At 64.8% G+C, this 11,912-nt stretch carries 10 protein-coding genes; 7 read left to right on the top strand and 3 right to left on the bottom strand.

Annotated elements, in window-relative coordinates:
- Window positions 1–3 precede the first annotated feature (3 nt).
- Entirely contained in the window at window positions 4–1,197 is a 1,194-nt protein-coding gene (locus tag QRN52_RS03455; RefSeq protein ID WP_284751397.1) for an AAA family ATPase, read from the top strand.
- Between the two features lie 22 nt (window positions 1,198–1,219).
- On the opposite strand, the gene QRN52_RS03450 is transcribed toward QRN52_RS03455, so the two are convergent.
- Window positions 1,220–2,569, bottom strand: a complete 1,350-nt coding sequence (locus tag QRN52_RS03450) for an LLM class flavin-dependent oxidoreductase (protein ID WP_284751377.1) — start codon at window positions 2,567–2,569, stop codon at window positions 1,220–1,222.
- Between the two features lie 502 nt (window positions 2,570–3,071).
- On the opposite strand from QRN52_RS03450, the gene QRN52_RS03445 reads away from it, so the two are divergent.
- Window positions 3,072–3,584, top strand: a complete 513-nt coding sequence (locus QRN52_RS03445) for a GNAT family N-acetyltransferase (protein WP_284751376.1) — start codon at window positions 3,072–3,074, stop codon at window positions 3,582–3,584.
- A 57-nt stretch (window positions 3,585–3,641) separates the two neighbouring features.
- A complete protein-coding gene (locus tag QRN52_RS03440; protein WP_078105825.1) occupies window positions 3,642–4,022 on the top strand; it encodes a RidA family protein in 381 nt (126 codons plus the stop codon).
- Window positions 4,023–4,088: 66 nt separating this feature from the next.
- Here the strand turns inward: QRN52_RS03440 and QRN52_RS03435 are convergent, their stop codons facing one another.
- Window positions 4,089–4,763, bottom strand: a complete 675-nt coding sequence (locus tag QRN52_RS03435) for a response regulator (protein ID WP_284751375.1) — start codon at window positions 4,761–4,763, stop codon at window positions 4,089–4,091.
- Complete coding sequence (locus QRN52_RS03430) at window positions 4,760–6,598, bottom strand: sensor histidine kinase (RefSeq protein WP_284751374.1); 1,839 nt, start codon at window positions 6,596–6,598, stop codon at window positions 4,760–4,762. The genes QRN52_RS03435 and QRN52_RS03430 overlap by 4 nt, the downstream gene beginning before the upstream one ends.
- Before the next feature lie 226 nt (window positions 6,599–6,824).
- On the opposite strand from QRN52_RS03430, the gene QRN52_RS03425 reads away from it, so the two are divergent.
- From QRN52_RS03425 to gatB, 4 genes are all read left to right on the top strand, one after another.
- Entirely contained in the window at window positions 6,825–8,297 is a 1,473-nt protein-coding gene (locus QRN52_RS03425) for a CitMHS family transporter (RefSeq protein WP_284751373.1), read from the top strand.
- 136 nt (window positions 8,298–8,433) lie between these two features.
- On the top strand, window positions 8,434–8,730 hold the full coding sequence (gene gatC / locus QRN52_RS03420) for an Asp-tRNA(Asn)/Glu-tRNA(Gln) amidotransferase subunit GatC (RefSeq protein WP_184736130.1): 297 nt from the start codon (window positions 8,434–8,436) through the stop codon (window positions 8,728–8,730).
- Between the two features lie 3 nt (window positions 8,731–8,733).
- The gene (gatA, locus tag QRN52_RS03415; protein ID WP_284751372.1) at window positions 8,734–10,314 is read left to right on the top strand and encodes an Asp-tRNA(Asn)/Glu-tRNA(Gln) amidotransferase subunit GatA; all 1,581 of its coding nucleotides are present in this window, start codon (window positions 8,734–8,736) and stop codon (window positions 10,312–10,314) included.
- Window positions 10,314–11,822 (top strand): Asp-tRNA(Asn)/Glu-tRNA(Gln) amidotransferase subunit GatB, encoded by a 1,509-nt coding sequence (gatB, locus tag QRN52_RS03410; protein WP_284751371.1) that lies wholly within the window; start codon window positions 10,314–10,316, stop codon window positions 11,820–11,822. Before gatA ends, gatB begins: the two co-directional genes overlap by 1 nt.
- The last annotated feature ends 90 nt before the right edge of the window (window positions 11,823–11,912 follow it).

Here is an 11,912-nt window from a genome sequence, read left to right as displayed (position 1 = left end):
GGACTGGCGATTTCGAACTACCGCTCCATCCGGGACCTGACCATGGAGCTGCATGGCCTCGACCTGGTCACAGGCTCCAACGGCAGCGGTAAATCCTCGCTTTACCGTGCTTTGCGGCTCTTGTCGGAGTGTGCCGGGAGCGATTCCGGGAACGTTGTGGGGTCCTTGGCCCGCGATGGAGGGCTCAGCTCAACACTGTGGGCCGGACCGGAAACCATCAGCGTTGACATGCGGCGGGGTGAAGCGCCGGTGCAGGGAACAGTCCGGAAGGAATCCGTGAACCTAAAACTGGGTTTCTCGGGAGATGACTTCGGCTATCTGGTCGACCTTGGACTGCCCGTTTCCGGCTTCACTTTTGGCGACGACATAGGCAGGCCCGTGCCGTCCGCGTTCAACAGGGATCCGGAGATCAAGCGCGAGCTGGTGTTTTCGGGCCCTGTAGCCAGGCCGGGGGCGGTGCTAGTGGACCGCAACGGGGCCGTTGCCCGCCTGAGGGGCGAGAAGGGCGAATGGGTGGAGCTGTCCCGTCGCCTGCACGCTTACGAAAGCATGCTTACGGAAGTCTCCGACCAGGACAGGGCCCCGGAGGTACTCAGGGTCCGGGACATGGTGCGGTCCTGGCGCTTTTACGACCACTTCCGTACTGACCATGAGGCTCCGGCCCGTCAGGCGCAAATCGGCACCAGGACTCCCGTCCTCCACCATTCTGGAAGTGATCTTGCGGCAGCCTTGCAGACGCTTCGCGAAACCGGTCAGGACGGTCTGCTCGACGCCGCAATCGGCAACGCTTTCCCCGGCAGTAGGCTGCGGATCGCCGTCGTCGACGGTCGCTTCAGCGTCGAGCTCCAACAGCCGGGCATGCTTCGTGCCATGGCGGCCGCTGAACTGTCCGATGGGACACTCCGGTATCTCATGTTGGTTGCGGCACTTCTGACGCCGAGGCCGCCGGAACTCATGGTGCTCAACGAGCCGGAAACCAGTCTGCATGTGGATCTGATGCCGGCCCTGGCCCAGCTCATCGTTCAAGCCGGCGAGCGCAGCCAGCTGATTGTGGTCTCCCATTCTGCGCCCCTGATCGCTGCCTTGCGGGAGAGCGGACGCGTGCATCAGCACGAGCTGTACAAGGACGTGGGGGAGACCAGGATCAAAGACCTCGGTGCACTTGAAGGACCGCCATGGAGATGGCCCCGCCGCTGACTCGTGCACCGAGCTCCCGATGTCAGACCCTTGCGAGCGACCCGATCTCCGAGAAGCGGTTGGCCGGGCGTTCCAAGCCGTAGTGGTCCCGCAGCGTGCTGCCCGTGTATTCGGTGCGGAACAGCCCCCGTTGGCGCAGCACCGGCACCACGTGGTCAACAAAGGTTTCGAGACCCGACGGTAGAACGGCCGGCATGATGTTGAAGCCGTCGGCCGCGCCGTTTTCGAACCACAGCTGGATCGCGTTGGCCACTTGTTCCGGCGTTCCCGCGAAGGTCAGATGGCCGCGGCCGCCGCCCAGCCTGCCGATCAGCTGGCGTACCGTAAGCTTTTCGCGGCGGGCAAGCTCCACAATGAGGGTATAGCGGCTCTTCGCTCCTTCGATCGAGTCCTCGTTGGGAAGATCGGCGGGAAGTTGGCGGTCGAGGGGCAAGTCCTCGGGCTTCACGCGGAGCGTCTTGGCCAGCTCGGCCCTCGCGTATTCGGGGCGGATCAGCTCATCCAGTTCACGTTCCAGGCGCAGCGCTTCGGCATGGGTGGCGGCGATCACCGGGACAATTCCCGGCAGGATCTTGATGCTCTCAGCCGTCCGGCCGAGTGCGACTGTCCGTGCCTTCAGGTCTCCGTAGAACGCCTGGGCATCTTCAAGGGTTTGCTGGGCCGTGAACACGGCCTCGGCGTACCTGGCGGCCAGGCCCTTGCCATTTTCGGAGGAGCCCGCCTGGACGATCAGGGGATGGCCTTGGGGAGAGCGCGGCACATTGAGCGGCCCGCGGACCCGGAAGTGCTTGCCCACGTGGTTGATGGGCCGGACCTTGGCTGAGTCTGCCCAGACGCCGGCTTCCTTGTCAGCGATGACGGCGTCGTCCTCCCAGCTGTCCCAGAGCTTGGCGGCCACTTCTAGGAACTCGGCGGCCCGTTCATAGCGGGCGGCATGGGCGGGCTGGTCGTCGATGCCGAAGTTCCGCGCGGCCTCCGGCCCGGCTGTGGTCACCACGTTCCATCCGGCCCTCCCGCCGCTGACGAAGTCCACCGAAGCGAAGCGCCTGGCCAGGTTGAAGGGATCGTTGTACGTGGTGGACGCCGTGGCGATGAGGCCGATCTTTTCGGTGGCAGCCGCGATCGCGGTGAGCAACACCGTCGGTTCCAGCTTGCCCGCGGGACGGCGTCCGACGTCGCCGAAGATCACGGGGGAGTCGGCGAAGAAGATGGAGTCGAACGTGCCACGCTCGGCAATCCGTGCGAGGTTTTGGTAGTGCCGGATGTCGGTGCTCGCGCGCGGGTTGCTTTCAGCCAGCCGCCACGAAGCCTCGTGGTGTCCGGTGCTCATGAGGAATGCGTTGAGGTGGAGTGTGCGTTGCTGGGGACTCATGTGGGGTTCCTTTCGTTGTGTCCTGGCCGCCAATCAACCACGCGGACCCCGCCCCGCGCCAGCATCGCGAAACCTTCCCGCAACAGCAGGAAACCGGGCTTCACAGCCGGAAACCGGACTCAATCTGGCGCCACGCGAAGCAATGTTTGAGCGGCCCCAACGCTCGCTCACCTACATGGGGTGTTCCGCCGACGCTCGCTCACCTATATCTGAGCGGGCGTTGGGCGGAACGGCCTTGTATCTGAGCGGGCGTTGGGGGATCAGGGTGGATATCTGAGCGAGCGTCGAGGCGGGACGACGCAAAGTCGCCCGCCGCCGTCGTACTTTAAGACGCTCGCTCACCTATGTGGGGTATTCTGCCGACGCGCGCTCACTCATAGCTGAGCGAGCGTCGAGGAATTGGGGCATGTATCTGAGCGAGCGTCGGGTCCGGGGTGATAGTTCGGTCACGGAAACACCGCTTTGGCACCCGCGGCACCTCGGCCGCGACTACCATGGATCAGTGCATTCGCAGATTACCGTCCGTCCCGCCCTGCCCGAAGACTACGACGCCGTAGCCCGTATCACGATGGCGTCTTACGTGACCGCTGGCTACTATGGCAGCCCGGACCACCCGTACCTGGAGAAGCTGCGCGATGTGGCCGGCCGCGCGCGGTACGCCGACGTCTTCGTCGCCGAACGTGATGGCCAGGTTATCGGCTCCGTCACCTCGGCCAAGGCGGGAGGCGACTTTTCGGACATTGGCCTTCCGGACGAACTTGAGATGCGCACCTTGGTAGTTGATCCGGACGTGCAGCGCTCCGGCGCGGGACGCGCGCTCGTACAGGCGGTCGTCGACCAAGCCCGCTCCATAGATGGAATCAACGCCGTTTCCCTCACCACAGGCGCGACGTGGGAAAGCGCCAATGCACTCTACGCCAAGACCGGATTCGAGAGGGAGCCGGAGCGTGATTGGTTTGTTCCCGGGACCGACATAAAGCTGTTCGTTTACCGGCAGGATGTCCGCCAGCCATAAAGTTTCCTCGTAAACCCCGGTCATCGGGCCGGGTGCGGAAACTGAGAAAGGCGCGGCATGCGCAAGACATTCGGCACGGGCTCGGTCTGGGAGCAGACCCTTGGATACTCCCGTGCGGTCCAGGTGGACAACACACTCTTCATTTCGGCTACGGCGGCGTCCGGACCTGATGGCATCGTCGGCGACGACTTCTACTCGCAGACCAAGTACATCCTCGAAAAGCTGGGTGCCGTCCTGGCTGACGCCGGGTTCGACTACGAGGACGTCGTGCAGTCCAAGCTCTACCTGACCGACATCAGCAAGTGGGAAGACGCCGGCCGCGCGCACGGCGAAGTCTTCGGCGAGATCCGGCCCACCCTTTCCCTGGTCCACGTCCTGCCGTTCCTCGACCCGGAAATGCTGGTCGAAATCGAACTCGTAGCCCAGAAGAGCGCCTAAGAGCCTAAGAACTATCAAAGGTTGGCGCGAGCTGGCAGTAGATGCCCTCAAGAACGGCGGGAAGGGTCATTTGCTGCCAGTTCGCGCGGGGACGCCGTAGCGGTGTTCCGGGCGGCCGGTGCTGCCGTAACGCAGTTGGATTTCGACGGCGCCATCGTCGGCGAGCGAGGAGAGGTACCGTTGCGCCGTGGCCCGCGAGACGCCCACCCGTTCCGCTACTTCCGTGGCCGAGTATTGTTCCCCCGGTGCCAAGGATTCCAGCACCGATGCTTCGGTGGCCGATCGCGGCTTTCCCGACGGCGCGACGTCCCCCGCGACGAGCGCCCGCTTGGCCCGTTCGATCGTGTCCTGGTCCACCGCATGCTGTCGCCCGAGGATTCGCCGGTATCTGGCATAGGAACGCAATTGCTGCGACAGTGATTCAGCCGTGAACGGTTTCAGCAGATACGCCAAGGCCCCGCGCCGGAGGGCTGTCCTGATGGACACGGCATCGGAAGCCGCGGTCAGCATCATGGCATCCACATCGAGTTGGCCCAGGAGATCCAGGCCCGAACCGTCCGGCAGATAAACGTCCAGCAACACGAGATCCGGCCGAAGGCTATGCACGGACTGCAGCGCCTGCGCCGTGGATCCCACCGGGGCCAGGGCGAGGAAACCGGCCACGGAGTCCACGTAGGCTGCATGGAGCTTGGCGACATGGAAGTCGTCATCCACAATCAACACCCTGAAGTCTTCGCTCACTGGTGTCCTTCCTTGCGTTCGGCTGCTGCGGAGGGTTCGGCGGCTCCGGAGGGTTCGGCGGCTCCGGAGGGTCCAGCTGGCGGGGCATCCCCCGGCGAGCCGGTAACCCCTGGCATCGTGGCCATGAAGACGGCGCCTGGACCGCCGGGCGAGCCCGGGTCCAGGACGCGCACGTCGCCACCGCGACGGCGGGCGAGTTGCCGGACCAGTGCGAGTCCGAGTCCCTGCCCGCCTGCCTTGGCGATACCGCTTTCGGCGGGCTCCGCCGTCGTGAATCCTTCCACGAATACCCTTTCGGGCTCGACACCGCCGAGGCCGTCGCCGGAGTCCGCGACGACGATGTGCAGCGTGCCGCCGTCGGGCCCCGGTTCGTCGAGCAACTCAAGCTCCACCCAGCGTTGGGTCGAAGAGCCGGCGACAGCGGCGTTGACGGCGTTGTCGATCAGGTTGCCAAGCACCGTGGTGACGTCCTGCGGTTCGGTGACGTGCTCCCTCACTAGTGTCTCCGGGCCGATCCGCAACGCCACTCCTCGCTCGTCCGCCTCCACGCTCTTCGCGCCGACGAACGCTTGCAGATAAGGATCCTGCAGGAGCTCGGCTTGCTGCACGGGAAACTTCAGGGGACCGGTGGCGGAGATCCTGGCGAGATAGTCCTTGGCCTGGCCGTGTTGGCCGATACTCAGGAAGCCGGCGATCGTATGGAGCTGATTCGCGAATTCGTGGCGCTGGGCCCGGAGCGCTGCCGACATGGTGCCCACGGCGTCGAGCTGGCGTGTCAGCTGCTGCAGCTCGGTGCGGTCCCTGAGCATGACCACCCAGCCGAGATCCTCCTTGCGGTGCAGCGCCTTGCGGGCGTTGGCAACCAAGACCCGGCCGCCCGCAACGATTTCCACGGCTTCGGCATCGTGCGCAGAGGGTTGAGTGAGGGCCTTGAGCTGCGCCGGGACGGCTGCGTTCTCCCAATCGGTGCCTGTCCAGTCAGTGCCGGCAAGGTCGGCGCCGGACCAGTCCGAGCCGGCCGCGGTGGGCGAGCCGGGAGTGTCCGACGCTTGGGGGATGCCCAGCAGCCGTCTCGCCGCGGCATTGAAGACAGTGATGCGGCCATCGGCGGAAATGCCGATCACGCCGTCGTCCACGCCTTGAAGCACGGCCACCTGGTCATGTACGAGGGTGCTGATTTCTTCTGGTTCGAGGCCCAGCGTCAGGCGTTGCAGGCGGCGGCGCAGGAGGAAGGACGCCAAGACGCCGGCAATCAAGGAGCCCGCCGCGGTCAGGGCAATCGGGACGATGTCCTCGGCAAGGCTTTGGCCGAGCGACTCCATGGAATAGCCCACACTGACTTCGCCAACCACCGTCGCCACGGAACCCGGAGCGAAAACCGGGACCTTGGCGCCCGCGGATGGTCCCAGAGTGCCCGTGTTCCGGGTGGTGACTTCCTTCCCGGAGAGGGCGTCCGAGGGATCCGTGCTGACCCGTTCGCCGAGCCGGACGAGATCCGGGTGAGCCAGCCGCAAACCGGTCTCGTCCGTGACTACCACGAACAAAGCACCAGTGCGGCTCCTGGCAGCCTCGGCGGCTGCTTGGATGGGGCCGGTCGCGAGCACTCCGGGAGGCGGTGTTCCCGGCTCGTTGCTGATGGCTTGGACCTGGGCACGGATCACCGGATCCGAAGCCACGGTGCGTGCCAAAGTCAGCGCTTGGTTTTCCGCTTCGGCGCCGATCCGCCCATAGACGAGCCACGCATGCACACTGCCGCTGAGCAACACCACCAAGAGGACGACCCCGAGTTGCAGGAGCAGGGTCTGCGTCGAGAACCGCAAGGCAAGCCTGGGCATCCTGCCTCCTTCCGGCTGGGATTGGCCGGCTGGAGCTGGGCAGCAGCGGCGCTGTATTTCTACGTCTACCTCTCCATTGAAGCATTGAGCACAATGAGCAAAATGCTCTCAATCAGCAGTATGTCCATCAAATCCCACAAACGCCTTGCTGTGAGCGTCGCCACTATAAGTTCTGTATCGCGCATCACATCGACGTGATGCCGTTCACTGTAGTAAGGAGCCGGCTGTGCTGGTATTGCTTGGATTCGCAATGATTGCGGTGTTCATGATCCTGATCATGACAAAGAAGTTGACGCCCGTTCTGGCGCTGATCATCGTTCCCACCATATTCGGCCTGTTTGCCGGTGCCGGTCTTGGCATCGGGCCAATGGTCATGGATTCGATGAAGTCCATGACGTCCACGGCCGCACTCCTGATGTTCGCGATCGTGTACTTCGGACTCATGATCGACGTCGGACTGTTCGACCCACTGGTGAAGTTCATCCTCCGCAAGCTGGGCAACGACCCGGCCAAAGTGGTCCTGGGCACCGCCATCCTCGCGGCCGCTGTATCGCTCGACGGCGACGGCTCCACCACCTTCATCCTCACCACCGCGGCGATGCTGCCCGTCTACCTCCGTTTGAAGATGAGCCCCGTGGTCCTGACCTGTGTGGCCGGCCTGGCCAACGGCACCATGAACATCCTGCCGTGGGGTGGCCCCACGGCCCGTGCGGCCACCGCCCTCAAGATCGACGTCAACGACGTGTTTGTTCCGATGGTCCCGTCCCTCATCGCTGGCCTCGTCGTCGTCTTCGTGTTCTCCTGGCTCTTGGGCCTGCAGGAACGCAACCGCCTCCGCGCCACCGCTCCCGAGATCTGGGGCGACGTCGCCAACGCAGGGGACGTGTTCGACGGCGGCACGAACCGCGGCGGTACCGGCACCGGTTCCTCGCGCCGCGGTTTCGGCCCGGGGCGCACCGCCGCTAAGCCTGTCACCCGCGGCGGCACCGGCGTCGTGGTCCTGGAACGCACCGAAACCGTCGTGGACCTCGCCGATACCGGCCTGACCGACACCGCACTCGATCCGAACCGCAAGACCCTGCGCCCGAAACTCTTCTGGTTCAACCTCGGCCTGACCGTTGCTGTGATGGTCATGCTCGTGGCCAACCTCGTGCCGCTGCCCTACGTCTTCATGGTGGGCTCCGCGATTGCCCTGCTGGTGAACTTCCCCAAGGTCAAGGAACAGGGCGCGCAGCTGGTGGCTCACGCACCGTCCATCGTGGCCGTCGTCAGCATGGTCATGGCGGCTGCTGTCCTCACAGGTGTCCTCAACGGCACCGGCATGGTCAAGGAAATGTCCGCGTGGCTGGTCCACATCATCCCCGCCGAGATGGGTCCGTTCATGGCCGTCATCACCGGGCTGCTCAGCATTCCGATGACCTTCTTCATGAGCAACGACGCCTTCTACTTCGGCGTCCTGCCGGTCCTGAGCGAAACCGCCGCGCACTACGGCATCAGCGGCGCGGAAATGGCCCGAGCCTCCATCACCGGCCAGCCCTTCCACCTCCAGAGCCCCCTGGTCCCCGCGATCCTGCTCCTGGTGTCCCTGGCCAAGGTAGAACTGGGAGACCACCACAAGAAGGTCCTGTGGCGCACGGCGGTCATCTCCGCCGTCATGCTCGCAGTGGGCATGCTGACGGGAGCCATCGGCATCGGGTAGCAAAGCAACCAGCAACGCGGGGTCACTTACGGCCCATTCGGGACCTCCGGATGGGCCGTAAGTGACCCCGCGTTGTTCGTCGTCCAACCCACGTAGACTAGTCCGGAAAACCATTTGAACTTTGCAGGGGAGATCCATGGCTGCGATCAACCGTGACGACGTCGCGCATCTTGCGCGTCTGGCTCACATTGAAATGAGTGCCGAAGAGCTGGACAGGATGGCGGGCGAGCTCGCCGTCATCGTCGATTCGGTGAAGTCCGTCAGCGAAGCCGCCGGGGACGATGTCCCGGCAACGTCCCACCCGATTCCGTTGAACAACGTGTTCCGCGAGGACGTCGTGGGCCACACCTTCACGGCCGAGCAGGCTTTGTCCGGGGCTCCGGATTCCTTCGAGGGCCGCTTCAAGGTTCCGGCAATCCTGGATGAGGACTAAGCGATGACTGAATTGAACAACTCCGAACTCATCCGCCTGTCCGCAGCACAGTTGGCCGCCAAGCTGGCCGCGCGCGAGGTCACGTCCGTTGAGGTCACGCAGGCGTACCTGGACCGCATTGCCCTTGTAGACGGCGGGGCCGACGGCATCCATGCTTTTTTGCACGTCAACGCTGAAGAGGCGCTCGCCGTCGCCGCCGAGGTGGACGCGATCCGCGCCGCCGGTGGTGCCGAAGAAGAAGCGCTGCACGAGCTCGCCGGCGTGCCCATCGCCGTCAAGGACCTCATCGTCACCATTGGCCAGCCCACCACGGCCGGTTCCAAGATCCTCGAGGGCTGGCACAGTCCCTATGACGCCACCGTCATCAAGAAGCTGCGAGCTGCGAAGATGCCCATCCTGGGCAAGACCAACCTGGACGAATTCGCCATGGGTTCCTCCACGGAACACTCGGCGTACGGCCCCACCCGCAACCCGTGGGACCTGGACCGCATTCCCGGCGGCTCGGGCGGTGGCTCCGCGGCCGCCGTCGCCGCTTTCGAAGCTCCGCTGGCCCTTGGCACGGACACCGGCGGATCCATCCGCCAGCCCGGCGCCGTCACCGGCACGGTCGGCATGAAGCCCACCTATGGTGCCGTTTCCCGCTACGGTGCCATTGCCATGGCGTCGTCGCTGGACCAGATCGGTCCGGTTTCGCGGACCGTGCTGGACTCGGCCTTGCTGCAGGAAGTCATCGGCGGCCACGACCCCTTCGACTCCACCTCGCTGACGGACCCCTTCGACACGCTCGTTGCCGCAGCCAAGACGGGCAACGTCACGGGCATGAAGATCGGCATCGTCAAGGAACTCCACGGCGAGGGCTACCAGGCCGGCGTCGAGAACCGTTTCAACGAGTCCCTTGAGCTGCTCAAGGAGGCTGGTGCGGAAATCGTCGAGGTTTCCTGCCCCAACTTCAAGTACGCGCTGGGCGCCTACTACCTGATCATGCCTTCCGAGGTTTCCAGCAACCTGGCGAAGTTCGACGGCGTGCGCTACGGCTTGCGCGTCCTGCCCGAGGACGGTCCCATGACGATCGAACGCGTCATGGCCGCTACCCGCGCCGCCGGTTTCGGCGATGAGGTCAAGCGCCGCATCATCCTGGGCACTTACGCCCTGAGCGCCGGCTACTACGACGCCTACTACGGTTCGGCGCAGAAGGTCCGCACGCTCATCCAGCGCGACTTCGACGCCGCGTTCGCGCAGGCCGACGTCCTGATTTCGCCGACGGCTCCCACGACGGCCTTCAAGCTGGGGGAGAAGCTGGACGATCCGCTGGCCATGTACCTCAACGACGTCGCCACCATCCCGGCGAACATGGCCGGTATCCCCGGATTGTCCCTGCCTGGCGGCCTGGCCGACGAAGACGGCCTGCCCGTAGGCATCCAGCTGCTGGCGCCCGCCCGCGAGGACGCCCGCCTGTACCGCGTGGGCGCTGTCCTTGAATCCTTGCTCGAAGAGAAGTGGGGCGGCCCGCTGTTGGCGAAGGCACCTGAATTGAAAAACGCAGGTCTCGGTACCGCATTCAACACCGCCGGAGGTTCCAACTGATGTCTACCGACGCCATCCTCAGCTTCGAAGAGGCCATGGAGAAGTACGATCCCGTCCTTGGCTTCGAGGTCCACGTGGAGCTCAACACCAAGACCAAGATGTTCTCCTCCGCCCCGAACGTCTTCGGCGACGAGCCGAACACCAACGTCAACGAGGTGGACCTGGGCATGCCCGGCGTCCTGCCCGTGGTGAACAAGACGGCAGTGGAATCCTCCATCAAGATCGGCCTTGCCCTGAACTGCAAGATCGCCGAGTCGTGCCGCTTCGCCCGGAAGAACTACTTCTACCCGGACACCCCGAAGAACTTCCAGACGTCCCAGTACGACGAGCCCATCGCGTATGACGGCTACCTGGACATCGAGCTCTCGGACGGAACGGTGTTCCGCGTCGAGATCGAGCGCGCACATATGGAAGAGGACGCCGGCAAGCTCACCCACATGGGTGGCGCCACCGGACGCATCCAGGGTGCCGACTACTCGCTGGTGGACTACAACCGTTCCGGTGTTCCGCTCGTGGAAATCGTCACCAAGCCGATCGAGGGCGCCGGCAGCCGCGCACCCGAACTCGCCAAGGCCTACGTCGCCGCAGTGCGCGAAATCGTCAAGAACCTCGGCGTTTCCGATGCCAAGATGGAACGCGGCAACGTCCGTTGCGATGCCAACGTCTCCCTGCGCCCGCACGGCCGCGAACGTTTCGGCATCCGTTCCGAGACGAAGAACGTCAACTCTCTGCGCGCCGTCGAGCACGCCGTCCGTTACGAAATCCAGCGTCACGCCGCGGTCCTAGACTCCGGTGAGCCGGTCATCCAGGAAACGCGCCACTGGCACGAAGACACGCGCACGACGACGTCGGGCCGGGCAAAGTCCGACGCCGACGACTACCGCTACTTCCCGGAGCCGGACCTCGTTCCGGTCCTCGCGTCCCGTGAATGGGTTGAAGAACTCCGCGCCACGTTGCCCGAGCCGCCCGCGGCCCGCCGCAAGCGGCTCCAGGCCGACTGGGGCTATTCGGACCTCGAGTTCCGCGACGTCGTGAACGCCGGCGTCATGGACTCCATCGAGGAGACCATCACCGCCGGTGCCAGCGCCTCCGTGGCCCGCAAGTGGTGGATGGGCGAGATCGTCGGACGTGCCAAGACCGCCGACGTCGATCCCTCCGAACTCGGCGTCACACCGGAAACCATCGTGGAGCTCAACAAGCTCGTCGAGGGCGGCAAGATCAACAACAAGATGGCTTCGCAGGTGCTCGACGGCGTCCTCGCCGGCGAGGGCACCCCGGCCGAGATCGTCGGGAAGCGCGGCCTCGCCGTCGTGTCCGACGACGGCCCCCTGCTTGAAGCGATCGACGCCGCACTGGCGGCCCAGCCCGACGTCGCGGAGAAGATCCGCGGCGGCAAGCTCCAGGCCATCGGTGCGATCGTCGGCGGAGTCATGAAGGCCACCCGCGGGCAGGCCGACGCCGGACGCGTCAAGCAGCTGATCCTGGAGCGGCTCGGCGTCGAAGGCTGAGTCCCACCCGCCACCCGCGCCTCACCCAACTGGGTCGCAGTTAACGTCGTTTTGAGCCGTCAAAACGACAACAACTGCGACCCGGTTGTG

This window comes from Arthrobacter sp. efr-133-R2A-120, assembly GCF_030209835.1.
GTDB lineage: Bacteria > Actinomycetota > Actinomycetes > Actinomycetales > Micrococcaceae > Arthrobacter.
Note: the sequence above shows the minus strand (reverse complement) of the source record. Positions and strands in the feature narration are given on the sequence as shown.